The organism is bacterium, assembly GCA_023150945.1.
GTDB lineage: Bacteria > Zhuqueibacterota > Zhuqueibacteria > Zhuqueibacterales > Zhuqueibacteraceae > Coneutiohabitans.
Genome location: JAKLJX010000009.1, coordinates 69736 through 93999, shown reverse-complemented (window position 1 = coordinate 93999; position 24264 = coordinate 69736). Strand labels below are relative to the sequence as shown.

Annotated in this window: 17 protein-coding genes; 7 read left to right on the top strand and 10 right to left on the bottom strand. The window is 60.8% G+C overall.

Annotated elements, in window-relative coordinates; all coding sequences use genetic code 11:
• The first annotated feature begins 110 nt into the window (after positions 1-110).
• The 6 genes from L6R21_13550 (at position 111) to L6R21_13525 (ending at position 8363) form a co-directional block, all read left to right on the top strand.
• Positions 111-1103 carry an aldo/keto reductase gene (locus tag L6R21_13550; GenBank protein ID MCK6560216.1) on the top strand — a complete coding sequence of 331 codons (993 nt, stop codon included), beginning with the start codon at positions 111-113 and terminating at the stop codon, positions 1101-1103.
• An 84-nt stretch (positions 1104-1187) separates the two neighbouring features.
• Positions 1188-2843 carry a fucose isomerase gene (locus L6R21_13545; GenBank protein ID MCK6560215.1) on the top strand — a complete coding sequence of 552 codons (1656 nt, stop codon included), beginning with the start codon at positions 1188-1190 and terminating at the stop codon, positions 2841-2843.
• Position 2844: 1 nt separating this feature from the next.
• Positions 2845-4353 carry an FGGY-family carbohydrate kinase gene (locus tag L6R21_13540; GenBank protein ID MCK6560214.1) on the top strand — a complete coding sequence of 503 codons (1509 nt, stop codon included), beginning with the start codon at positions 2845-2847 and terminating at the stop codon, positions 4351-4353.
• A 445-nt stretch (positions 4354-4798) separates the two neighbouring features.
• Positions 4799-6436 carry an ATP-binding protein gene (locus tag L6R21_13535; GenBank protein ID MCK6560213.1) on the top strand — a complete coding sequence of 546 codons (1638 nt, stop codon included), beginning with the start codon at positions 4799-4801 and terminating at the stop codon, positions 6434-6436.
• Positions 6433-7008, top strand: a complete 576-nt coding sequence (locus L6R21_13530) for an archaemetzincin family Zn-dependent metalloprotease (protein MCK6560212.1) — start codon at positions 6433-6435, stop codon at positions 7006-7008. The genes L6R21_13535 and L6R21_13530 overlap by 4 nt, the downstream gene beginning before the upstream one ends.
• On the top strand, positions 7005-8363 hold the full coding sequence (locus L6R21_13525) for a sigma-54 dependent transcriptional regulator (protein MCK6560211.1): 1359 nt from the start codon (positions 7005-7007) through the stop codon (positions 8361-8363). The genes L6R21_13530 and L6R21_13525 overlap by 4 nt, the downstream gene beginning before the upstream one ends.
• A 317-nt stretch (positions 8364-8680) precedes the next feature.
• Here the strand turns inward: L6R21_13525 and L6R21_13520 are convergent, their stop codons facing one another.
• From L6R21_13520 to L6R21_13490, 7 genes are read right to left on the bottom strand one after another with little or no spacing between them, the layout of a single operon-like run.
• A complete protein-coding gene (locus L6R21_13520) occupies positions 8681-9517 on the bottom strand; it encodes a glycine cleavage system protein H (protein ID MCK6560210.1) in 837 nt (278 codons plus the stop codon).
• A 54-nt stretch (positions 9518-9571) separates the two neighbouring features.
• Positions 9572-10894 (bottom strand): polysulfide reductase NrfD, encoded by a 1323-nt coding sequence (nrfD, locus tag L6R21_13515; GenBank protein ID MCK6560209.1) that lies wholly within the window; start codon positions 10892-10894, stop codon positions 9572-9574.
• Positions 10887-11660: a 4Fe-4S dicluster domain-containing protein gene (locus L6R21_13510; GenBank protein ID MCK6560208.1), complete on the bottom strand. Its 774-nt coding sequence runs from the start codon at positions 11658-11660 to the stop codon at positions 10887-10889. Before L6R21_13510 ends, nrfD begins: the two co-directional genes overlap by 8 nt.
• 4 nt (positions 11661-11664) lie before the next feature.
• On the bottom strand, positions 11665-13866 hold the full coding sequence (locus L6R21_13505; GenBank protein ID MCK6560207.1) for a molybdopterin-dependent oxidoreductase: 2202 nt from the start codon (positions 13864-13866) through the stop codon (positions 11665-11667).
• Positions 13867-13878: 12 nt separating this feature from the next.
• Positions 13879-14466: a cytochrome c family protein gene (locus L6R21_13500; protein MCK6560206.1), complete on the bottom strand. Its 588-nt coding sequence runs from the start codon at positions 14464-14466 to the stop codon at positions 13879-13881.
• The gene (locus L6R21_13495; GenBank protein ID MCK6560205.1) at positions 14463-15419 is read right to left on the bottom strand and encodes a hypothetical protein; all 957 of its coding nucleotides are present in this window, start codon (positions 15417-15419) and stop codon (positions 14463-14465) included. Before L6R21_13495 ends, L6R21_13500 begins: the two co-directional genes overlap by 4 nt.
• A 44-nt stretch (positions 15420-15463) precedes the next feature.
• Positions 15464-15778: a hypothetical protein gene (locus L6R21_13490; protein MCK6560204.1), complete on the bottom strand. Its 315-nt coding sequence runs from the start codon at positions 15776-15778 to the stop codon at positions 15464-15466.
• Between the two features lie 486 nt (positions 15779-16264).
• Here L6R21_13490 and L6R21_13485 point away from each other — a divergent pair, with 486 nt between their 5' ends.
• Entirely contained in the window at positions 16265-17389 is a 1125-nt protein-coding gene (locus tag L6R21_13485) for an ArgE/DapE family deacylase (protein ID MCK6560203.1), read from the top strand.
• Positions 17390-17910: 521 nt separating this feature from the next.
• Here L6R21_13485 and L6R21_13480 read toward each other — a convergent pair.
• The 3 genes from L6R21_13480 to L6R21_13470 all read right to left on the bottom strand — a co-directional run bounded on the left by L6R21_13480 (position 17911) and on the right by L6R21_13470 (position 24180).
• Positions 17911-19179: an L-rhamnose isomerase gene (locus tag L6R21_13480; GenBank protein MCK6560202.1), complete on the bottom strand. Its 1269-nt coding sequence runs from the start codon at positions 19177-19179 to the stop codon at positions 17911-17913.
• Between the two features lie 21 nt (positions 19180-19200).
• Positions 19201-21300, bottom strand: a complete 2100-nt coding sequence (locus L6R21_13475) for a bifunctional rhamnulose-1-phosphate aldolase/short-chain dehydrogenase (protein MCK6560201.1) — start codon at positions 21298-21300, stop codon at positions 19201-19203.
• 579 nt (positions 21301-21879) lie between these two features.
• Positions 21880-24180 carry a hypothetical protein gene (locus L6R21_13470; protein MCK6560200.1) on the bottom strand — a complete coding sequence of 767 codons (2301 nt, stop codon included), beginning with the start codon at positions 24178-24180 and terminating at the stop codon, positions 21880-21882.
• Between the last annotated feature and the right edge of the window lie 84 nt (positions 24181-24264).

Genomic DNA, 24264 nt, shown 5'->3' with positions numbered 1-24264 from the left:
ATGTTCCCTGTTCGGCGCTTGAATGTTTGGATATAATTGCTATACTTCCTGCCGTCGTGCTAGTCCTGTTCCAGCAGCGCGCCCACGGACAGAAAGTGAGTGGTGATCATATGAAGCTCAGAAAGTTCGGCAAGACGGATTTGCAGGTGAGCGAAATCGGTTTTGGGGCGTGGGGCATCGGTGGGCCGGCGATGGCCGGGCCGACACCCATCGGCTGGGGCAGGGTGGATGATGCCGAATCCATGGCTGCGCTGCATGCTGCGGCCGAGCGCGGCATCAATTTCATCGATACGGCGGATTTCTACGGACTGGGGCATTCCGAAACCTTGATCGGCCGGGCTTTCGGCAATCGCCCCGGCATGCTGGTCGCCACCAAAGTCGGGCACCGGTTGGAGCAGGACAACCGCATTGTACTCGATTATTCGCGGGCGCATATTCTCGCGGCGTGCGAGGCCAGCCTGCGCCGGCTGCGCCGTGACACCATCGACTACTATCAATTGCATTCTGCGAAAGTGGCGCATCTCGCAGACGGGGAATGCCTGGAGGCGATGACGCGGCTGCAGGAGCAGGGCAAAATTCGATACTGGGGACTCTCGCTCAATACCTTCCATCCCCATCCGGAAGCGGAATTTCTGCTGCAACGCGGCTTGGGCAACGGCTTGCAACTGGTGTTCAATATCATCAATCAACGTGCTGCCGGTCTACTGACACGCGCGGCGGCGCAGGGCTATGGCATCATCGCGCGCATGCCGCTGCAGTTCGGCTTGCTGGCCGGCAAATTCGACCGCCACACCCGCTTTCATTCCGATGATCACCGTCAATTTCGGCTGACGCCCGCGATTCTGCAGGAAGCCGAAACGGCGCTCGCACCGGTTTGGCAGCGGCAACAGCGCCTGCAACTCTCGCCGGTGACCTTCAGTTTGAGCTTCGTGTTGAGCTTCCCCGAGATTGCGGCCGTGATCCCCGGCATCAAGACGGTGCAGCAGGCCATCGAGAATACTTCTGATTTCGCAACGCTGCCCGCTGACGAGGTGGCGGCGCTGCAGCAGCTTTATGAAGAACAATTGTTCCGTCTGGTGATGCTGATGGAAGCCGCCGGTTAGAATAGCTTGCCGGCGCGCCGCGAGAGAGAATGCTTGCCGCTGACAAGCTCCGGCCGCCGGTTTACTCAAAGTGGAGCCGTTTTGATGAATGCCTATCGAGTTCCCAAGTTGAACAAACCGCCGCGCTGTAAACGCGGTGAGGTTTATTTGATTGCCAGTGGCGATTTACGTCTCGCCGCCAACCAAACCTGCTGGCCGGCGCAATTGGAAATGGAGCAACGCCTGAGCGCCGCTTTGCAGGGGATGGGTGCCACGGTGGTGCGCGCGCATGCGTACGATCCCGTGCTGGGGCATGGCTTCATTTGGAATCAGCGCATGGGCATGAAGGTGTTTCAAAACATTCCGCCGGAGGCGCCTTTGATTGTGGCGGAGGCGGTGTGGCAGTACAGCTATCACGTACTCGCGGGTTTGCGCGATCATCGCGGTCCAATTCTCACAGTCGCGAATTGGAGCGGGCAATGGCCGGGCTTGGTGGGCTTGCTGAATCTCAACGGCTCGCTTACCAAAATGGGCGTGACTTACTGCACGATTTGGAGCAAAGATTTTACAGATTCATTTTTTCTCAAAAACGTGCAGAAGTGGCTGCAAACCGGCAAGATTCGGCATGATCTCTCGCACGTGCGAGCGCTTGATGTCAGCAAGTTGCCGAAAGCAGAAGCCCGGCTCGGCATTGCGCTGGCGCGGCAATTGAAGCATGAAAAGGCGATTCTCGGCGTGTTTGATGAAGGCTGCATGGGCATGTACAACGCCATCATCGATGATGAATTGCTGAATCCGACGGGCTTGTACAAGGAACGCATGAGCCAGTCGGCGTTGGTGGCGGCGATGCGCGAGGTGACGGAGGCCGAAGCGTTGTCGGCGCGGCAGTGGCTGGAGCAGCGTGGCATGCGCTTCCTCACCGGCACGAATGAAGAGACGGAATTGACCGACGCCCAGATTCTCGAGCAATTGCAGATGTACATAGCGGCGGTGCGCCTCGCGGCTGAATTCCGCTGCGATGCCATCGGCATTCAGTATCAACAGGGCTTGAAAGACATGGCGCCGGCCTCGGATCTGGCTGAAGGTTTGTTGAACAATGTCGAACGGCCGCCGGTTTATCGCAAGGGGACGAGCGAAGAATTGTTTGCCGGGCAGCCGGTGCCGCATTTCAATGAAGTGGATGAAGGCAGTGCCGTGGATGCGCTGGTGACGAATCGTGTGTGGCGCGCGATGGGTTTTGATCCCGCCACGACCTTGCACGATTTGCGCTGGGGTGAGCATTATCGCGGTGAGGGTATCGACGAATTCGTCTGGCTGTTCATGATTTCGGGAGCTGCGCCTGCTTCGCATTTGGCCGGCGGATATGCCGGCGCCACTTCGGAACGGCAGCCGCCGATGTATTTCCGTTTGGGCGGCGGTACCCTCAAAGGCGTGAGCAAGCCCGGGGAGATTGTGTGGAGTCGCGTGTATGTCGAACGCAGCCGGCTGTGTGCGGATGTCGGCCGCGGCACCGCGGTCGCGCTTCCCGCTGCAGAAACCGAGCGGCGCTGGCAGGCAACCACGCCGCAATGGCCAATCATGCACGCGCTGCTGCACGGCGTCTCGCGCGATCAAATGATGGCAAAACACAAATCCAACCACGTGCAGGTGGCTTACTCGCCCTCCGCCAAAGCGGCTGATCGAGCGCTGGCAGCCAAGGCGGCGATGTTCGCGGAAATGGGATTAACCGTGCGGCTGTGCGGCACAGTAAAGGCGGGCTGAAATGGGATCACTCTTGCTTGGTATCGATGTCGGCACCTACAGCAGCAAGGGCGTGTTGGTCGAGCCGGACGGCAAAGTGCTGCGCACGGAAGTTGTCGAACATGAAATGGAAGTACCGCGCACCGGTTGGGCAGAGCAGGATGCCGAGGCCGTGTGGTGGGGCGACGTGGTCAAGATTTGCCGCGCATTGCTGGATGGCCATCCCTACTCGGGCGACGACGTTGCCGGCCTAGCAGTGAGCGCGATTGGGCCCTGCCTGTTGCCGTTGGATCAGTCCGGCAAGCCGTTGCGCAAGGGCATTCTCTATGGCGTCGATGCGCGTGCCAGCGCTGAGATTGAATGGCTCAACCAAAAACTCGGTGAAGACAATATCTACGCCTTCTCGGGCATGGCGTTGAGCAGTCAGGCCGTCGGGCCGAAGATTCTTTGGCTGCAGCGCCATGAGCCTGAGGTGTGGCAGCGCACCGCGCATCTCACCACCGCCAGCAGTTATCTCATCTACCGTTTGACGGGTGAGAAAGTGATGGATCGCCACACCGCCAGTCACTACATGCCGCTGATGGATATTGCCAAGCTGGAATGGTCACCGCGTTTTGCTGAGCACATTGCGCCGCTTGACCGGTTACCGCGCTTGGGCTGGAGTGACGAACTTGCCGGGCGCGTGAGTGCGCTGGGCGCAGCCGAGACCCGCCTCAAAGTTGGTACGCCAGTGGCGGTGGGCGCGGTCGATGCGTTGAGCGAAGGTATCAGTGTTGGCGCTGTACAACCCGGTGATTTGATGATCATGTACGGCAGCACGGCCTTTTTCATTTTGGTGGTCGGCAAGCCCACGCCCGATCCGCGCATGTGGACCGTGGCCGGCGCATTTCAAAGGCAATACAATCTCGCCGCCGGCATGGCCACCACCGGCTCGCTCACGCGCTGGTTTCGCGATGAACTGGCCGCTGATCTTCCAGATGAATCCGCTTACGCGACGCTTTTTCAACAAGCGGAGTCCGTGGCGCCCGGTGCCGGCGGATTGCTGGTACTGCCTTACTTCAGCGGTGAGCGCACGCCCATCAATGATCCCAAAGCGCGCGGCGTCATTGCCGGACTCACGCTGGCGCATTCGCGGGCGCATTTGTTCCGCGCTGTTCTGGAAGGCGTGGGCTACGGCATTCGTCACAACATCGAGGCGTTCAACCAAGTCGGCGCGGAGGTGAAGCGGATTATTGCTGTCGGTGGCGGCACCAAGAGCACGACCTGGCTCCAAATTGTCTCGGATATCTCTGCCGTTCCGCAAGTCGTTCCGGAGATAACGATCGGCGCCAGCTTTGGCGATGCTTTCCTGGCGGGGCTGGCGGCCGGCGTATTGCAACGTGATGATCTCGAACACTGGGTGCGGGCCAAGGGCATCATTCGGCCTGACAGCAGTCGCAGGCAAAGCTATGATCAGCTCTATCAGGACTATTTGTTGCTCTATCAACGGACTCGCGAGATCGCGCACCGTCTCGATCATTTCAAATTGTAGCCGTGAGTTTTGGCATGGCCGGAGAGCCGGCCGCGCAACCCGGGCATGCCTGGAAATCATCCTCCTGCGGCGCGATCTGAGAGAAGCTGGAGGATGAGTTCTACCTGCGCCGAATCCGAGCGCGGCCGGTTTGTCTGGCGAGAGCTTGTGGTTTGAGGTTCTGACTCCCGTCAGCGGAACCCGAGTCACCCAGCTCTGCCCGCGGGCGCGGTGCCTGACGGCTTTTTGCAGCTTCGCTACGGAACTTTCTCACCATCGAGAATCCCGCCTGCTTGCCTTCCTTTTTCTGAATGTATCTCTTTAATTTTCAAAGGCGCTTTCTGGCATGGCGCTTGTATTGATTTTCCTCTACGGCAGTAGCATCGCAATCACTCGGTTCATGACCTTCATCGCGAAGGCGTGCAACCGCTGAAGTGGAGCCTGCAGAAGCTGCACGGAACCTGCCATGAAAATCATCCCTCAGAAGCTGGCGGTGAAGCTGATTCTCTCCTTGACGCTCATCATCGGTCTGATGGAGGGGCTCTCCGGTTTCATCAACCTGCAGAGTCAGCAACAACGGTTGCAGGATGCCATGATTGTCGGAGCGGATCAGCTTTCGAAGAGTATTACCAGTGCCACCTGGCATGCCATGCTGGCCGACCATCGCGAAGCGGCTTACGAAGTGATGCAGACCATTGCCCTGAAGCAGGGGATCAAGCGCATCCGCATTTTCAACAAAGAAGGGCGGGTGATGTTCTCGACCACGGCTGGTGACGAAGTGCAGGTCGACAAGTTTGCCGAGGCCTGTTATCTTTGCCACGCCAGCGCGCAGCCCTTGGTGCGCGTCGACGTGCCTTCGCGCGCCCGCATTTTCAGCGGGCCGGACGGCGAGCGCCAATTGGCGATGGTCACCCCGATTTACAACGAACCGGCTTGCAGCCAGGCTGCTTGCCACGCCCACCCCTCCGATTTGACGGTGCTGGGCGTGCTCGACGTCTCGCTGGATTTGGCGCCGGTGGATCGCGAAATGACCGCGGCGGAAGTCCGCATGGTGGGGGTGACCGCGATTCACGTCCTGCTCATCGCGTTGTTCATCATCCTTTTCACGCGCTACTTCGTGAGCAAGCCGATTCAAAAGCTGGTCGAAGGCACGCGCGCGGTGAGCAAGATGCAGCTCGATCGCCCGATCGAGATCGAGTCCAGCGAGGAATTGGCTGAGCTGGCACACTCGTTCAACCTCATGCGCGAGCGGCTGCAAGCGGCGATTTCGGAGACCAACGAATTCGCGCAGAGCCTGGAGACCAAAGTGGCGGAGCGCACCGAGCAGCTCAAAGTGGCGCATCAAAAATTGCTGCAAAGCGACCGCCTGGCCTCGCTGGGCCAGCTTTCCGCCAGCGTGGCGCACGAGATCAACAACCCGCTCTCCGGCGTGCTCAATCTCTCCATGTTGATGCAGCGCATTCTCACCGATGACGGCATTCCGCCGAACCGCCTGCCGGATTTCCGCAAGTATCTCGGCCAGGTGGTCAATGAAACCTCGCGCGTCGGCCGCATCGTCAGCGATTTGCTGGCCTTCTCGCGGCGCTCCAAACCGCAAAGCACGCGCGCCGACTTGAACGCCATCGTGCGCAGCACGCTCTCGCTGCTTTCCCACAAGCTCAAGCTCAACAACGTGGAGGTGGAATTGCAGCTCGCCGAGGATTTGCCGCCGGTGCGCTGCGACAGCTCGCAGATGCAGCAGGTGGTGATCAATCTGGTGATGAACGGCGCGGAGGCGACCCAGACGCACAGCAAGGGACGTCTTACCATCCGCTCGCACAGCCAGGCCCAGGCGCGCAACGTGATTTTGGAAGTGCAGGATGACGGCGAGGGCATTCCGCCGGATCATTTGACCAAGATTTTTGATCCGTTCTTCACCACCAAAGGCGAGGGCAAGGGCGTCGGGTTGGGCTTGTCGGTGGTGTATGGCATTATCGACGCGCACGGCGGGGACATTGAAGTGAAAAGCCGGGTGGGCGAGGGCACGCGCTTCATCGTGACCCTGCCGGTTTCGGAGGAGGAGCCGGCCGCGGTGGCGTCACCGGTCAACGGGCGGCCGCGGTGAAAACGGTGGCGGTGGTTACGGTCGGCGCGGTCGCAGCCGAAGTGCTTGCCGAGATCGAACTCTGTCTCGGACGGCACTTCGGATTGGAATCGCAACGGCTGGCGCCGCTGGGCGAGCCGGAGTTTGCCTGGGAGCCGGCGCGCCAGCAGTACAGCGTCATCGCCATCATGCGCGAGTTGCTGCGCTTTTGCCCGCCGCAGGCCGTGCGTCTGCTCGCCCTCACCGAAAAGGATTTGTTTATCCCCATGCTCAGTTTTGTGTTTGGCCAGGCGCAGTTGAACGGTACGCTTGCCATCGTCTCGCTGGCGCGCCTGCGCCAGGAGTTCTACCAGTTGCCGGCCAATCCGCCTTTGCTGTTGGCGCGCGCCTGCAAGGAAACGGTTCATGAAATGGGCCATACGTTTGGATTGACCCACTGCCTCGAGCGTAAATGCCCGATGTCGCTGTCGACCACAATTCAGCAGGTCGATGGCAAGGGCGAGAATTTTTGTGCCAATTGCACCATTGTGCTGCGCGAGAGCCTGCAGTTGCTGCGGTCGCCGGACATGTTGCGCACGGAGGAACAGCCATGAAAATGCCTTGGGAAATCCTGGTGGTGGATGATGAAGAAGTCATGCGCGAGTCCCTGGCGGCCTGGCTGCGCGAGGACGGTTTCGTGGTGGACACTGCCGCCGCCGGCGCCGAAGCCGTTGCCAAAGCCCGCGCCAAGGATTACGCCATCTACTTCGTCGATCTCAAGATGCCGGGCGGCATGGACGGCATCGAGACGATGATGGAAATCCGCAAGCTGCATGCCGAGGCCGCCATCATCATCATCACCGCCTATGCCACGGTTGACACCGCCATCACCGCCATGAAAGAGGGCGCGCAGGAATACATCGTGAAACCCTGCAACCCCAGCGAGATTTCCCTGCTGGTCAACCGCATCATCAAGGTCAAAAACCTGCAGCGCGAGAACATCATCCTGCGCAAGAAGCTCACCCGGCACTACAGCTTTCACGACATCATCAGCAAGCATCCCAGGATGCTCGATCTCTTCGCGCTCATTCGCGATATCGCCAGCCTGCGCAGCACCGTGCTGATTCACGGCGAAAGCGGCACCGGCAAGGAGCTGATCGCACGCGCCATTCACTACTCCGGCCACCGCGCCGAACGGCCGTTCATCGGCGTGTCCTGCGCCGCGCTGGCGGAAACCCTGCTGGAATCAGAATTGTTCGGCCATGAAAAGGGCGCCTTCACCGGCGCGGTGGCGCAGAAGAAGGGCAAGTTCGAGCTGGCCGAGGGCGGCACGATTTTCCTGGACGAAATCGGCGATATTTCGCCCAAACTGCAAATGGATCTCCTGCGCGTGTTGCAGGAACGGAGCTTTTATCGCGTCGGCGGCTCCGATGAAATTCACGTCGACGTGCGGGTGATCGCCGCCAGCCATGTCGACCTGCAGGAGGCGGTGCAGCGCGGCACCTTCCGCGATGATTTGTTTTACCGCTTGAATGTCATCAATATTCACATCCCGCCCTTGCGCGAACGGCGCGAAGACATTCCGCTGCTCGCCCGCCATTTCGTCGAGCGCCTGTCTCATGAATTGGGCAAGGAAGTGGACGATCTCACCGAGGGCGCGTTGCGCGTGCTGTTGGATTATGAATGGCCGGGCAATGTGCGCGAGCTGGAGAACGCCGTCGAGCGCGCGATGGTGACCTGCCGCGCGCGGGTGCTCACTGAAGAAGACTTCGCGTTCCTGAATCACAACAAGCCGGAACGCCGCGGCTGGGTGCCGCCCGCCAACATGTCGCTGGAGGAAGTGGAGAAGCAGGTGATCGTCGCGACGTTGCAGCGCACGCAGGGCAACATCAAGGAAGCCGCCGCGACGCTGGGCATCGACCGCTCCACACTGTACGATCGCATCAAGAAATACAACATTCCGCGCTGAGGGCGGCTGTCGTGGTCTGTGGTCTTGAATCGTATCGTCAGTGCCAAGGTCACCTGCGAGGATTTTGTGAAGATTTGAGCACAGGCCAAGTCCCTCACCAGATTCCTTCGGAATGACACTCGGAGTCACTCCTGCAAATCAAGGTCACAACGCAGCGGTGATTGAACCGCCCAGGCGGTGAAGAATGCGGGAGTGACTCGCGAATCGCGCTGAAGCGGTTTTTGAAATGGAACGCCCGGGCGGTGGCATTGGGCCGCCCGGGCGTTTTTTTTTGAACAAAGCGGAGGTCGGAGTCGAGGCTGCGAATTCCCTGCAATCTACGGTTGCAGCAGCAGATCTCCCAATGCCGAATCCCAGTCTGCTTGCGGATCGCTTTTGGCGATGTCTTCCACCGGCACGCCGCCATCCGCAAGGGTGAGGCCCACGCCGGCCGGCGCGAGAGCAAACTGCAATCTCTCCAGTTCCCGCATGATCCACGGCCTGATCTCGGCGCCGCGCAGCAAATGGCGGGTGTCCAAGCGGTCGCCGTGCGGCCGCACGCGCAAATACCAGCCTTGGCCCGGGCCGCCGGTCGCAATCACTTCACCTGCCACCGGAGACAGAATGCGCAGCCGGCTCTTTTGTTTGCGCAGATGCCAGCCGGTGCCGTTTATCTGCACGGCTGTGCCGACCTGCGGCAGTTCGACGCCATCCGGCTCACCGAGGAGGCGCGCGCCCAGATCATCGAGACCGACGGTGACGGTGCCGTCCGGCTCGGGCCGCGCCCAGGTGTGGCCGCGATGGTAGAAGCGATCCAACGGCAGATGCAAACCGAAGACTTCTTCATCTTTGTCTTGGGCGGCGACTGCCGGCAGCGGTGCTTGCGCGAGAATCTTGGGGTGATTGCTGCAGGTGCGGCAGTCGAATTCATGGTCACACTGGCGCTGCGCCACAGCACCGCGCAGCTCGTGCCGGCACACGCGTGCGGTGGCGGGCAAGTCCTCAAAACTGGCTTCCCACACGATCTCTTCCTGCTTTTGGCGCTTGAAATCCTGGCGGGCACGCCACAGCGCGCGGGCAACGGTGACGAAAATCACCAGCACGACGCTGTAGAAGATGCCCAGGAAGATGAGGTGGCCGATATCCCACGTGAAACCATGCGCCCAGGGTAACATTGCAAACCTCCACGAAAGTGAACTGGTTGCCGGGATGGCGGCCGTGTTCCGGCCTTACCACTGACCGGCTGGAACGCGTGCCGCCCGGTTGCGATCGGCAAAAGCGAACCAGCGCGAAGTCCGGCCGTTCTCCGGCGCTCCCGCATGAGCATAGTTCAATTCTCTCTCTTGCGGGAAGAGGGAGAGATAACGGAATGACAGCGAGTAAACCAGCACGCCGTAGGCGACGATTGCCATGAAGGTGGCCACTTCCTGCCAGCTCGGCACATACGACAGAAACGCATCGAACGGCAGCGTCGGCAGGGCCAGGGTTTGAATCGTCATCACGAAGCGATTCAAGGCCACGCCGGCGCAGGCGAGAAAGGCCGCCGAGATCAGCCACGGCATGCTGTGGTGCCGGCGCCGGTAGAGCAGCATCAAGGCCGGCACCAGCCCCAGCACCACGATTTCCGTAAACAGAATCCAGGTGCCGAATTCACGGCGGCTGTAGTATTCAAAGGCCGGAAAGCCCGCGCCCGGTGAAGTGCTGTTGATCCAGATGAGCGTGTCGACCGCCTTGAACAGGACGTAGACGATCAACAGCGCGCCTGAGACTTTGGCCAGCAGACGGAAGACTTCGGGCTTGACCAGCGTCTTTTTCGAGAGTTTCGATACCAACCAGGTGGTCAACATGATGAAGCTCGGTCCAACGGCCGCGGCGGACAGGATGAACAAGAAGAAAGTCGAAGGCCAAATGCCGATGGCCTCGCGAAACGCGAAGGGCCGGCCGCGCAACACGCCGTACAAGCCGCCCAGCGAGCCTTGATGGAAGAAGGACAGAAACGTGCCCACGCCCGCGAACACGTACATGAGCTTGTGCAATTCGAACTCGAACACCAGAAACGAGGGAATCTGCCGGATCTTGCGGTTCTTCAGCACGATCGGGGCATACTCGATGGCCAGCACTACGAGGTAGCAGGTCAGGCAGAAAGTCACTTCGGTGAGCATCGAGTGCACATTGGGATGCCAAAAGGTGAACCAGGCGCGCAGCGGCTGGCCGACGTCCACCATGAGCACGACGATGGCGCCGCTGTAGCAGATGAACCCCAACACCACCGCGCTGTTGATCACTGCTTTCAGCTCGTCACGGCGCAGGAGATAAAGCAGGAAACCGGTGAAAAAGGCGCCGGCGCCCAGCGCGATCACGGTGAGATCGAGATAGATCCACAAGCCGAAGGCGAAGCGGTTGTCCATGTTGGTTTGATTCAACCCCACGGCGAAGCACAGGTACATGGCATACAGGCCGACCGCCAGCACCATAGCCCAGGGCGCCATCCACAACAGGAATTGCCAAAACGGGCTGCGCTGCACGCCGCGGGGTATGAGATGCTTATCCATTCGCGCTCTCCTTTTTGGTTCGCGTCAGGCCGGCTTCCACCATGCGCTGCACCCAGGGTTGGCGGGAGTGATAGTGTACTTTCGGGGCAGTGCCCAGCCGCACGAGAAACTGAAACGTGTCGGGCTGCTGTGCCAATTGCGCTACTTTGCTGTTCGGGTCGGCGAGGTCGCCGAACACGATTGCGCCTCGCGGGCAGGCCTCGACGCACGCGGGAACGTATTCATCTTCCCTTGGCTCGCGCCGGCCCTCGGCCGCGGCTTGGGCGCGGGCAGCTTGCAGCCGGCCGTGGCAGAAATTGCATTTCTCCACCACGCCGCGCATGCGTGGCGCCACGTCGGGATTCAGCGTTTTCTCCATGCCCGCCGGCCATTCCGGATCCCACCAGTTGAAATAGCGCGCATGATACGGACAGGCGGTCATGCAATAGCGGCAACCCAAACAGCGTACCGGCACCTGCGTGACGATGCCCGTGGCTTGATCGACTTCCACGGCATTTTGCGGGCAAACCGAGACGCACGGGGTCTCCAGTTCGCATTGCTGGCAGGGCATGGGCACGAACACGCTGCGGCTGGCAGGATAGTCGGCGCCATTTTCCACTTTGAAGACGCGCAACCAGGTCAGGCCGGTGCGGTCATTGGTGCGGGGCTGCGCCGGCGGCACGTTATTCTCCACCGCACAGGCCACCATGCAGGCCCCACAACCATCGCAGCGATCAAGATCGATCACCATGCCGTAGCGCAATTTGCTTGTTTCGGTTCTGTCCATAGCCTCACACCTTTGCCACCTGCGCTGGCGTCAACCGCCACGTTCCATCTGCCTGCAGCGCGCAGAGGGCCAGCACGTTTTCATTCAATTCGTTGGTGCTGCCGTTGGGCAACGGGGCCACCGCAACCTGCACCACACCGGGCGGTACCGCGCGGTCCAGATGAAGCTGCACGCGCAGGTTGCCGGCTGGCGTCTGCAACAGCGCCGGGCCGTCGCTCTCCAGGCCGTGGCTGCGGCCGGTCGCGGGATTGAGATAGGCATGATTGGCCAGCTCATGCAGCCCCGATTCTTGATAGATCTTGCTCAACACCGGCGAGACTTGGCCATTTCCCACCGCGCCGCGCCAGCCGAACGGCAGCAACAGCAGCGAGCCGGCGGTTTGGTTCTGCAACGCCGGAGGGCTTGCCCCGGCAGTGCGCAACCGCTCGAAGTTCTCGCTTGATTTTCCCAGCAAACGCAGGCGTGGCAGCCGCGCGGCAGGAGTAGTTTCATCCTGCCAGCAGGCGCCGGAGGCAAATATCTCCCACAACTGCTCGGCTGATCCCACTGCGGCCACTTCCTGCCATTGTTCCTCCGGGAAGGTGAAGACGCGGCCGCGGCTGGCTTGCTGCAAAGCCGCAACGCGCTGCCGCAGCAGATCCGCGGCCGTGAAGCTCGTCCAGTTCAGCGCGAGCGCAGCAGCCAGGTGATTGAGCAGCTCTGCCGGTTCCACCACGGTGGCCGGGGCCGCCAGCAGCGGAGGGGAAATGGTGAAGGAGGCCACCGCCGCGCCACCCGGGGTCACTCCTTCCTGCAACGCTTCAAAAGGCGCCGGCGCGGGGATCACATAGTTTGCATGTTGCGCCAAACCGGTCAGATAAGGCGAGAGGCTGATCACACAGCCGGTCTCGGGTATCAGTTTTCTTTCCAGCAACTGCCAGGGCAGGGCATAGCCGGATTGCGCCGCGTCCAGGAAAAGCACGCGCACCGATCGCTCCGGCAGGTCCGCGATGTTGGTGATCGGCAAAGCAGCCGCGGATTGCAATTCTTCGCCCACAGGCAGGGCACGGCGCGGAACGATTCCGCCCGTGACTCCCACGGAGTCCAGCAGCACGTTTAGGCTGGCAATCGCGAGTTCCGCCATCGTGCCCAGCGGCCCAGCGCCGGGATCACTGCCGCCGAGGGCAATTGCGGGCGCATGTTGCGCGGCCTGCCGCGCGGTTGCCACTATTATTTCGGCGTGCAAGCCGGTAATCGCTGCCACGCGGGCGGGCGTGAAATCCGCCACCAGATCGCAAAACGAGCGGCCGCCGTCGCATTGAAAATCATCCGCGCGTTGCTGCAAGCGTCTGCGGTCACACCAGGATTCGCTGATCAACACCTGCGCCAAGCCCAGCGCCAGTGCGGTCTCGCTGCCGGGTTTGATCGGTAGCCAGGTGTCGCTCTGCAGGGCAGTGCGCGATTGCCGCGCTTCGATCTGAATGAGCTGCAACCGCCGGTCATTGCCGTTTTCCGCCTGCAGACGGCGCAGATGGTTGATGTGTCCGGGTGTGCCCCAGCCCTCGAGCAGCGGCGCGCCGAAACTGAGCAACGTAGCGGTGTTTTCCAGATCGAGTCCGAGCGGGCCATAAGGCTGCTCGCACAGCGATTGCAGGGTAGTCAAGGTTGCACCTTCACCGCCGTCATTGCCGAGGTACGCAGCGCGCGGAAACAAGCCGAGAAATTGTTGATAGCGCTGCGAAAGCATGCGGCCCGGCTGCTGATCGAGCACCGCCACGTATTCACCGGAGGATTTTGCCTCAGCCAGCACCGGCGCGATCTCGGCCAGTGCCTGTTCGAGCGTGAGCGGTGTAGTCTGCAACTGGCCGTGCGCGCGCGTCAAACGCAGCGGCTGCACCACGCGTTGCGGGTGATAGGCGAGATGATGCGCGGCCAATCCCAGCGGGCAGAGGCCGCCGTGGCTCAGCGGGTGGCCGGCCACCCCGGTGAGACTGACCGGCTGTCCGCCGAGGCAACGTGCGCGCACGCCGCAGGCGGCGGGGCAGAGCGGGCAAGCGCTGAAACGCGTGGCAGGTTCGCCCTGCGGCAGTTTGGGCACCCACGGCCCGGTTTGCGTCCAGATGGCGAGATCATCGAGCGTTTTCCAGGGAACCGGAGTAAACAGGAATCCCAGAACAGAGCCGCCGGCCAACTTGAGAAGATCCCGCCGCGTGATATTTATCGCCATAATTTGTGCTCTTCACTTGTGACAATCGAGGCAACCCGAAGCCCTGCCGTTTTGGTTGTGGCAGCGCACACAGTCGTCCATTTTCTTGCCTTCCCACGGTTGGTTGCGCCAGCGTGAGAGCGACTGGCCCCACAGATCACGGCTGTAGCCGCTGATGCGATTGACCTGCAGCGGCCGCAGCGTTTCGCTGGCGCCGTGCGGGCCATGGCATTGCTCACAGGCCATCCCGCCGAGCTGGACGTGCTGAATGTGCGAAAAGTAGGCATTATCCGGCTGGCGGGAATAGACCAGCCAGGGAATTTCACGATTGGGCGTCACGTACTCTTCGACCAGTTTCAGTTCCGCCGCGGTTTCGCCCAACGGCGCGCTGTGGCACTCGGCGCACTTGGCGACGGTGGGAATGCCGGTGAAGCGGCCGTCCGGTGCGAAGCTGTGGCAATCGTTGCAGGACATGCCCACGCTTTCACCGGTATGCACCTGATGGCTGAATTGCAGGGGTTGCTCGACGTTGCGATACAAAACGCGGGGAAAGCCAAACCAGCCCAGCGCGAGGGCGCCGGCCACGCCCGCCCAAAACCACAACGTGCCTTTGCTCATCATGACTGATTGCTCCAACCCGCGTAGGGCGAAAAGAACTCGTTGAACAAGTGCAGCATCTCGTCGCGATTCAAATGCCTGACAAAGCCGTCGCTGAATCCGCCGCCGTCCGCCAGCAAGGGTTGTCCCTGCAAATCGTGGTGGGCGAGCTGCTCGTGCACGAACAGCGACATCCGGTCGAATTCGTGTTCCAGCCAGGTCTGGGCTTCCTGGCCGTGGCGCAAACCGTTCGTCACTGTCGTGTCCGGGTGGCCATGCGCGTTGCGCGGCACCGTACCTTCGAACAGCCAGCCCAGCGTGTAGGGATCCGCGGCGAGGCGGTCCGGATGGCTGCGCAACTGGGCGTTGGCGCGCGTGATGAGCAGCGGCGTGGGGAACACCATCTGCAAATCCACGCCCTGCACCGTCAGCACCGCCGCGGGCCGGCTCACGCTTTTTGCGGTCATGAAGCTCACTGCGTCAATGTTGCCGAAGACCGTGGCGAATAACGCATCGACGCCGAGGTGATAGCTGCCATCGCGGTCGAGGTCGATCCACATGTGATTGGGGGAGAAATACAAATGCTCAGGCACGGGCGACCTGCGCGGTTCAGTGTTGCCCGCCGGAGCCTCGGGCGCGGGATCGGCGGCGTCCGCTTGGGCATGCGCGAGCGCCACATACAGCTCGCAATAACGATGGCTGTCGTTGGTGCAGCGCGAGAGCGCTGATTCACTGTAGGGAATGAACTTCGTCACCGCCGCCGCGGAACAGTATTGCACCAGCGATTCGGTCAGAAATGGACAGTGCGCCATACTGGGGTGATCTTCATGGTGCTGCTTGGCCGCCGGGCAGTTGACGTAGTCAGGAGAAGAGCACCTCTCGTGATCGGGCTGCCCGAGCGTGCGCACAATCATCTTGCGGAAAGGCGAAGCCTGGCAGAACTTCACTTGTGCTTCTCTGAGAAATGGGCATCTCATGATTTGCTCCTGAACAACAAACTTCGTTTGCTGCGCCGGGCGCGTCAATTAACCGAGCGAATGATATGTGGCTCATCCTCGGGTGCGGGCGCCGCCTCGGGTGGTGTCTGCGCCGCGCCGGAAGCCGGTGCCGGCCGGTCGAGCCGCTCGCCGCCGTCTGCCATAGTGAGGCCCAATTCCGGGATCACAAAGGCATGATCATCCTGCACGGCCAGCGACGGTACCCGGCCACGCACGCGTTGCACCACTTCCTGCAGCACGACCCACGCGACCGCCGCGATGCAAACCACCGTGACCACGCCGAGCGCGATGTTGGTGATGTTCAGCCAGAAGGCCTCGGGGTTATCGAAAATCGACATGTTACACCTCCTTGCGGTGAAGGGGAAATACCGTAATTGCCGCACCCTGCTTACGCAAAGAGCATTCCAGCAGCAGCAGGCATGGCGTGAGCCATTGTTATCCTGGCAATTAGGTTGTCTTCCCACCCGGCGGTGTCGTGCGGCGCCGTCTTTTCGTGTCGGAATCGGCAACACGCGCGTCGGCATTTCCTACACGAAGCGTGCGGCGGATGGTGAGTGCGCGTCGTCATTTCCCGCTTCTCCTCCAAGAAGCAAGCGCTGTGGGCCACAGCAGAATTTTCTTGGACATCTGCGCAGAGAGATTAGATTGCCGGAGCTGCGCAGCTCACCGGCCTGCCGGCCGCCGAGAGTGTCGCTGCTCGAGATGAATCTTTGCAGGGAAGATGCTGCGCTGGCAGAATCTCCGGCTGACTGCAACCGTCGCATGTCACAGCCTGAATTCAGCATTGTCTTTCGGCAACTACCCAGAAAGAAGGAGTCGGACTCATGCACCGTGCCGTTGCCATTGCCCGCGATTTGATTGCCATTCCCTCGGTCAATCCCATGGGCAAGAATCTCACCGGTGAGATCTACTCGGAGAAACATGTGGCCGCTTACGTGGCGCAGTTTCTCACGGCTCTGGGCGTGGCCGTGCAGGTGGAGGCGCCTGATCCCGAGCATCCCAATGTCATTGCCCGCCTCGACGCCGGCCGGCCCGAGACGTTGCTGCTGGAAGCACACATGGACACGGTTTCCCACGAGAACATGAGCATCGCACCGTTCGATCCGAAGATCGAGAATGGCTTGTTGTTCGGCCGCGGATCGTGCGACACCAAATCGGGCTTGGCGGTGTATCTGTATGCGATCGCGCAGATGCTGCAAGCCGGTCACGCCTGGCAGCGCAATCTGATATTGGCCGCGGTGCATGATGAGGAATTTTCTTTCGGCGGGGCAAAACGGCTGGCACGGTCGGGACTCTCCGCGACGTTTGCGATCGCGAGCGAGCCGACTTCGCTACAGGTGATTCACGCGCACAAAGGTGTGTGCCGCTTCCTGCTGAGGACGCACGGCAAAAGCGCGCATGCCGCCCTGCCCTGGCTGGGAGAAAGCGCGATCTACAAAATGGCAGAAGTGATCAAACGGCTGGAGCATTACAGCCAACAGTTGGGAGAGCGAGTCCACCCGGAGCTGGGTCCGGCAACGCTGAATATCGGCAGGATTTTTGGCGGGGAAACCGTCAACACCGTGCCCTCTGTCTGCACGATAGAAATCGATCACCGCCTGCTGCCCGGCGATGATTATGACACGATTGGCGCCGGCCTTGAACAGGCGCTGCAGGGAATTGCGGGATATCGCATCGAGCCGCCGTATATGCAGGCGCCGGGTGTGTACGTCGAGAAGAATAGTCGGGCATGCCGCAGCCTGCTGCTTGCCTGCCAGGCGGCCGGCTGGACGCCGGAGTTGCAGACCGCGCACTATGCCACCGACGCCTCGATCTTGTGCGGCGCCGGCATCCCGACCATCGTGTTTGGCCCGGGCGACATTGCGCAGGCGCACACCGCTGCCGAGCACATTCGCCTCAGCGAGATCGAACTGGCGGCGGAGATCATTTTGGCATTGCTGCGGGATTGAAGGAGAAAGGAGGCAGGATTAACACACTACGCCACGTTTGAGACAAGCTGAAACGCGAAGCCCGTGGGCAGCAACAAGCCCGATTCGTACGCTGTTGTCTCGCACGAGGTATCCACCACCACTGTCATCCAGCCGTCATCCAGCAGGGATCCTGTGAAGATTGAGGCACACGCCCGCGCCATTCACCTCAAAAGCTCACCGCCGAGACGCGGAGAACGCAGAGAAGGAATCTCTTGATTTCGAAACTCCGCGGCTCCGCGGTGCAAGCGTTTGCTTTGTGGTCAAGGATCTTTCAAAATCTTGTTCTATGTTTGAATGGGTAATCCGCCCAAACAAGCCTTCGAGACAAGCTGAACACGCGGCCCCTCGGGCAGCGCGAAAATTCTCCAACCAATAGAAACAACCCAACTGACCAAGACACTCTCTATCTGTTGGGTCGTTTCTATTCGTTGGCGATTTGCTTTGCGTTGCGGCTTATTCGCATGGCCGGGTGAGTGCTCGAACGCAACCTGGTCATTTCATCATCCCCGCTGGCTCGTCACCTCTTGTTCATACTGCTTCAGCTCCTTGAACCAAGCCATGCCCGCCGGCACATTCATTTTCAGGCAGTAGTGATCCCACACCGCGCCGAACGGTAAAGTCTTCGTTTCCTCCAACAAGGCCAGCCGGCCGCTGTAATCGCCCGCCGATTCGAACTGGCGCAATTGCTCGCGCGGCTCGAGCAGCGCCAGCAGCAGCGCCTTGAGCGTGGCGCGCGTGCCGATCACCCATGCCGCGACGCGATGAATGCTGGCGTCAAAATAATCCAGCGCGAAGTGGACCCGCGTGAGCGCCTGGCAGCGCACGATTTCCTCGGCCACGGCCCGCACCTCCTCGTTGAGGATCACGACGTGATCACTGTCCCAGCGCACGCCGCGGCTGACGTGCAGCAGCAGCTCGGGAAAAAACTGCAGCAGCGCGGACAGCTTGTCGGCCACTGCTTCGGTGGGATGAAAATGGCCGAGATCAAGACACACGATCTTGTCCTTGCGCAGGGCATAGCCCAGATAGAACTCGTACGAGCCGACGACATACGCTTCGCTGCCCAGGCCGAACAGCTTGCTTTCAACCGCGTCCTTCATCTCGTCCGGCGCATAAGCCGTCTGGAAGATCTCATCCAGCGACTCGCGCAAGCGGGCGCGCGGGCTCCAGCGATCGGCGGGCAGATCTTTCATGCCGTCGGGGATCCAAAGATTGTGCAGGCACGGGCTGCCGAGGCGGCGGCCCATCACCGCGCTGATCGCACGGCAGCGTTGCACGTGTTCGATCCAAAAATCACGCACCGCTTTGTCGGCGTGGCTCAAGGTGAAGCCGGAGGCGGCAAGCGGATGCGAAAAACAAGTGGCATTGAAATCGAGTTTGAGCTGCCGGCTGGCCGCCCAGTCGATCCAACCCTGAAAATGCTCAGGGGTGATGGCGTCACGATCGACGGTGCGGCCGCCGAACTCGCCGTACATTGCATGCAAATTGAAACGGTGCCGGCCCGGAATCAGTGCGAAGGCTTGCTCCGCATCCGCGCGCAGCTCGGCAACGGTGCGCGCCTTGCCGGGATAGTTGCCGGTGACCTGAATGCCGCCGCCTTCAAGCTCGGCGTCCGCGCGCTCGAAGCCGGCCACGTCATCACCCTGCCAGCACTGCACCGAAATGGAAAGCTGCTGCAATTGCGCCAGCGCGGCTTCCGTGTCCACGCCGAATTCGGCATAGCGCTCGCGCGCCAGATCATAAGCTTTGCTTGCGGCAGAAGACTTCATCGTGCCCTCCGTAATCAGAACTCAACGCGTGAATGCGGCGGCGTTGCCGGCATCGACGTTGAGCAGATTGCCGGTCGATTTCGCCGACAGCTCCGAAGCAAAGAAGTAGATGGCCTCGGCAATGTCCTCGGGAAAGACGCTGCGTTTGAGCATGCTGCGCTTGCGGTAGAATTCCTCCAATTCTTCTTCACTGAGCTGATAGGCCTCGGCGCGTTCCTTGCGCCACTGGCCGGTCCAAATCTTCGAGCCGCGCAACACCGCATCGGGATTCACCACATTAGCGCGAATGCCGAACTCGGCGCCTTCCAATGCAAGGCAGCGTGCGAGATGCAGTTCGGCGGCCTTCGCGGTGTTGTAAGCCGCCGCCTTCGGCGAGGCGGCCAGCGCATTTTTGCTGCCGACAAAAACGATGGAGCCGCCAACACCCTGCGTCTTCATCAGGCGGTAGGCTTCGCGCGCCACCAGAAAATAGCCGGTTGCCAGCACGCTCATGTTTTTGTCCCACAACGCCAGGCTGGTGTCTTCGAGGGCGGAGGCAGAGGCGAGGCCGGCATTCGAGACCAGAATATCCAAACCGCCGTACTCCAGCGTTGCCTGGCGGAAGGAGGCAACAACCGAGGCCTCATTGGTGACGTCGGTGACGGCACTGCGCACATTGTCTTTGCCGAAGGCGCTCTGCAATTCCTGCCGCGCGTTCTCGAGCGCGGCGGCGTCGATGTCGGTGAGCACGACGCAGGCGCCTTCCTGCAGGAAACGCTGCGCCGTGGCTTTGCCGATGCCGCCGGCCGCGCCGGTGACCAATGCCACGCGGCCCGCCAGGCTCTTGGGTTTGGGCAGGCGCTTGAGCTTGGCCTCCTCGAGCAGCCAGTATTCGATGTTGAACGCTTCCTGCTCGGGAATGCTGACGTATTCGCTCACGCTGGTGGCGCCGCGCATGACGTTGATGGCGTTCACATAGAACTCGCCGGCGATGCGGGCCGTGGCTTTGTCCGCCGCAAAGGTGAGCATGCCCACGCCCGGCACCAGAATCACCACCGGATTGGCGTCGCGCATGCCCGGTGAATCGGCGTGGCGGCAGCGATCGTAGTAGGCGCGATATTCGGCGCGATATCGTTCCAGCAGCGCCTCCAGCCGGGGCATGAGGCTCTCGGCCGAATCGCGGCCGGCATCGCAGTCGAGCAGCAGCGGCCGGATTTTGGTGCGCAGAAAATGATCAGGGCAGGAGGTGCCGATCGCAGCCAACTCCGCGGCGCGCTGCGAGTTGATGAACTGCAAGACTTCCGGCGCGTCGTTGAAATGCCCAACCTTGCGCATGGACGCACTGACTTTGCCGCGCAGCGTGGGCATGAGCGCAATCGCGAAATCGCGGCGCTGGGATTCCGCCAAGGCGGCGTGCCTCTGTCCGCCGAACACCTCGCCGCGCCGGTGAGTTTCGAGATAGTCGCTGGCGGTTTGAATCACGTGCAGCGTTTGCTCATAGCAGGCTTTGGCGGTTTTGCCCCAAGTGAACAAGCCATGACCGCCGAGCACAATGCCTTGGAGATGGGGTTGGGCTTGGCAGAGCGCCTCCAGCTTCAAGCCCAGATCAAAGCCCGGCCGCTGCCAGGGAATCCAGCCCAGCTCGCCTTTGAAGATTTCCCGGGTCAGCTTCTCGCCCTGGGCGGCTGCGGCAATCGCGATGATGGCATCGGGATGGGTGTGATCGACGTGGGGATGCGGAATGAACGCATGCAAGGGCGTGTCGATGCTGGCGGCGCGCGGATTGAGATTGAACGTGCAATGCGGCAAATAACCCACCATCTCATCCTCGAATTCCAGGCCGCGATACAGCGTCTGGAGGGCGCGCAGCTTCTCCAGGTAGAGCGTGGCAAAGCCGTCCAGCTTCATGCTGCCGAGATCGCCGCCCGAGCCTTTCACCCACAGCACTTCGACCTGCTGCCGCGTGAGCGGATCTTGCATGAGCACTTTGGCGGAGGTGTTGCCCCCGCCATTGTTGGTGATGCGCAAATCCGAACCCAACAGGTTGGATCGGTAAAGCAACAATTGCTCTTCACTGAACCCGCCGCAGACCTGGTCATTCCAACGATTCTCGAGGCGGGCCGTCTTCATGGGATTCATCAAGTTCATACTCCATTGGTACTGGTGGTTCGGCTGAAAAGTACTTCAACGTTGAGTCCACTGACTTCTCCAGAAGGCCAGCTTGACCCCGACGGGGTCACATGCAATAGCCCACGGGCAGCGCCCTGGGAACTGATAAAGTTCATCGCAAAAAGCCCTGACAGGACGGCATTCCTGACGTGGTTCTATGGCGCCCCGAGGGGCTTAATGCTATCGCATGACTACCGATTTTTCTCCAAGCTCGGCTGCGCCGAGGTCGCCAAAACTTTGAGTCTTGCAGAAGCCCGGTGGTTCTTGAGGCAGCGGCCCAGCCGTTGCAGCAACACTGGACTGTTACCTTACAAGGCATATTCACCTTTACTGTCATCCTGCAAGGATGCTGTGAAATTTCAGGCACAGTGCCAAGTATTCCACCAGATTCGTCTGAATGACATGTCGAGGGATCACCTATCCAAATCAAAGCAACAGATGACCAGTGCGAATCGGCTGCAATTTTGGACGGACACGAATTGTGTGAGTCGCCTGGCGCCGCGCCCGAATCCGCGCGGGAGGCATTCGCGCCGCCCTCGGCGGTGCGGCGGCTCAGACCTTCCAGAGAATGTTCATGTCGATTCTGGGTTCGACGTGGCGGTATTGCTCGACCAGCGCGATTTTGCGGCGCAGCAGGTCGCCGAGATTTTCGCCGTAAATGAAGCTCGTCTCGCCGGTTTGCGAAACCACCATGAAATTCACTGTGCTGGTTTCCCATAAGTCGAGCAGGTCTTTGGTATTTTGCAGATCACTCGCCATCATGTCATCCAGATAGGCGCGCCAAGTTTGCTTCTGCGCATTTTCTTTGGCAACGAGATAGCCGTGCACGCCCGCCACCCACGCGGCCAGGCTGCGCAACACGCCGGCCCAGCAGCGGAAACCACGCAAACGGTCGCGCTGGTCAACAAACACCTGCCGTGCCTGTTCGGACAATTGGGGATCGTTCGCGAGTTGCTGCGCCAGCGCCACCAGTTTCTGCAGTCGCGGCCAGACGTGCTCATCGACGCGTTGCACGAACTTCTGCCCCGACTCCTGGGTGACGAGATCGAAGAGCACGTCTTTGCCCAAATCCACCAGGTTGGTGTTGTTGGTCGTGCTCACCATGAATTGTTCATAGTAGCGCCGTTCTGCTTCTGGAATCGCAAGCAGGTCGGGAATGATCGGCCGCACCCAGAGCCGGAGCCACACGAAACCGAAATTGGAAAACAGCGGCAGAATTGGCAGATGCTGGATGGTGTCATCGCATTGCCGCCAGAGTTCCACCAATTTGTTCGCGGCGCCGCCGGCCCATTGTTGCGCCTGGTGCTGCAGCACGTCCTCGAGCTGGGCGTTGGGATCGAGCATGAACGCGCGAAAGACTTCCTGGTTGATGTGGAAGGGCGCCAGATTCGCAGGCGTGAAGCCGCCGAGATTGGCAGCGTATTCGACGCCGCTCTTCTTCATCTCCTGCAGCTTCTGCCAGATCATGGCGGGATAGGGGACGCCGAGCAGCGGCTCGAAATTGTAGCCGTTGCCGTGGGAATAGATGAGGTGGGAGGCGATGCCGCGCTTCTTGTGCTCGGTGATCAGTTGTTTCTCCTGCGCCTCCAGATGGAGATGATGCACGCTGCCGGCAATGCCCATCACGTCGGGATACTTTTCGTGATGGTAGGGCAGGTCATAACCGCGCACCAGCAGCGAGGGCACCTCAATGTCGAGATGGTCTTCGAGCTGAGCCATGATGACATCATGCTCGACTTTGAACGGCTCCAGCCGCAGCGAGACGCGAAAATCCGGATTCTCTTCGGCGGCGGCCGCGCGCAGCACTTTCATGAAGCGTACGACGTTTTTGCCCGCCACTTCGGCGATCTGCTCGTGCGTGCGCCATTCGCGGATCAAGTACGGCCCGCCGTTGCGGCCGACGTAGAGCGAGCTGGTGTACTCGAAGCCGGAGCCGCTGTCATTGCTCCAAATGCTGAGGTAGGAGAGGTCGGGCACGGCCTGCATCAGGTTTTGCATCAGCTCGCGATAATGCGCCTGCACCAGCGGATGCGCGATGGTCATGGTGAAGCGCGGCCGGCGGCTGCGAAATGGATGATCGACGCGGGCGCCGCGCAACGTGGGATACTTCTGGAAAAATTTCTCCGGCACCGACCGCGGCTCGAAGCACAACAGGCCGGGCTCCAGCCCGTATTTCCGGCCGAGGTTGGCGTAGTGCACCAGCAGATTCAAATTGGCGGTGAGATATTCCACCGGATAGAGGCCGCGATTCAATTCACTGGACACGAATTGATCGAGCGCCGGACAATAGGAATAAAATTGCGAATAGTATTCGCCCTCCACCGGATCTTCGAACGGCACCGGCATGGCCAGACCGTTCACTTCGAGGTGCGTGTAGCCGGCACGCGCCAGCTCGCGGATGTGCGCGGCGGCATCGAAAGCGCGCGCCGTACGCCAGGTTTGCGTCAGCGGGTAATCGAACAAGGGCCGGTGCCAGCGGAATGCCGCGGTAAAGTACTTTCCCGATTCAAATCCCGCCAGTGGCAGGTTACTCCACTCTTCGAGCAACCGCAGGGCATAGGCGAACAACAACGCCGGATGCGAGGCCACCAATTCGCCCTCGCCGCTGCCGGTGACGCGCACGAAAGCCCAATGCGGGCCGCTGGGCGCCGCCGCTTTGATGCGGCCGAGATCAAAGGAGGCATTGTGCACGACCGCGAGGCGGAAGCCGGGCCCCTCACCGCCGGGGGCGCGCAGCACCCGCAACTGCGGAAAGGTTTGTTGCAGCTCACCGGCGCTGGTCTCTTCGACTGGAAGCGCCTGCGGGGGAAGCTGCAGCCATTTGGTCTTGAGCAGAGCATCACGAAGGTTCATGTGGGGGTTCCTGTTATTGGTTGGAGTGCCAGGGAGGTTGCACTCACAAGCTGGTGAATCGCGCTGCATGATACAGAATGACCC

What these genes read in the sequence shown, in the direction of transcription:
- L6R21_13500 (MCK6560206.1), bottom strand. Translation starts at nt 14,466, where the DNA reads ATGATGAGCAAAGGCACGTTGTGGTTTTGGGCGGGCGTGGCCGGCGCC.
- L6R21_13490 (MCK6560204.1), bottom strand. Translation starts at nt 15,778, where the DNA reads ATGTCGATTTTCGATAACCCCGAGGCCTTCTGGCTGAACATCACCAAC.
- L6R21_13535 (MCK6560213.1), top strand. Translation starts at nt 4,799, where the DNA reads ATGAAAATCATCCCTCAGAAGCTGGCGGTGAAGCTGATTCTCTCCTTG.
- nrfD (MCK6560209.1), bottom strand. Translation starts at nt 10,894, where the DNA reads ATGGATAAGCATCTCATACCCCGCGGCGTGCAGCGCAGCCCGTTTTGG.
- L6R21_13525 (MCK6560211.1), top strand. Translation starts at nt 7,005, where the DNA reads ATGAAAATGCCTTGGGAAATCCTGGTGGTGGATGATGAAGAAGTCATG.
- L6R21_13480 (MCK6560202.1), bottom strand. Translation starts at nt 19,179, where the DNA reads ATGAAGTCTTCTGCCGCAAGCAAAGCTTATGATCTGGCGCGCGAGCGC.
- L6R21_13510 (MCK6560208.1), bottom strand. Translation starts at nt 11,660, where the DNA reads ATGGACAGAACCGAAACAAGCAAATTGCGCTACGGCATGGTGATCGAT.
- L6R21_13505 (MCK6560207.1), bottom strand. Translation starts at nt 13,866, where the DNA reads ATGGCGATAAATATCACGCGGCGGGATCTTCTCAAGTTGGCCGGCGGC.
- L6R21_13545 (MCK6560215.1), top strand. Translation starts at nt 1,188, where the DNA reads ATGAATGCCTATCGAGTTCCCAAGTTGAACAAACCGCCGCGCTGTAAA.
- L6R21_13485 (MCK6560203.1), top strand. Translation starts at nt 16,265, where the DNA reads ATGCACCGTGCCGTTGCCATTGCCCGCGATTTGATTGCCATTCCCTCG.
- L6R21_13550 (MCK6560216.1), top strand. Translation starts at nt 111, where the DNA reads ATGAAGCTCAGAAAGTTCGGCAAGACGGATTTGCAGGTGAGCGAAATC.
- L6R21_13470 (MCK6560200.1), bottom strand. Translation starts at nt 24,180, where the DNA reads ATGAACCTTCGTGATGCTCTGCTCAAGACCAAATGGCTGCAGCTTCCC.
- L6R21_13540 (MCK6560214.1), top strand. Translation starts at nt 2,845, where the DNA reads ATGGGATCACTCTTGCTTGGTATCGATGTCGGCACCTACAGCAGCAAG.
- L6R21_13495 (MCK6560205.1), bottom strand. Translation starts at nt 15,419, where the DNA reads ATGAGATGCCCATTTCTCAGAGAAGCACAAGTGAAGTTCTGCCAGGCT.
- L6R21_13520 (MCK6560210.1), bottom strand. Translation starts at nt 9,517, where the DNA reads ATGTTACCCTGGGCGCATGGTTTCACGTGGGATATCGGCCACCTCATC.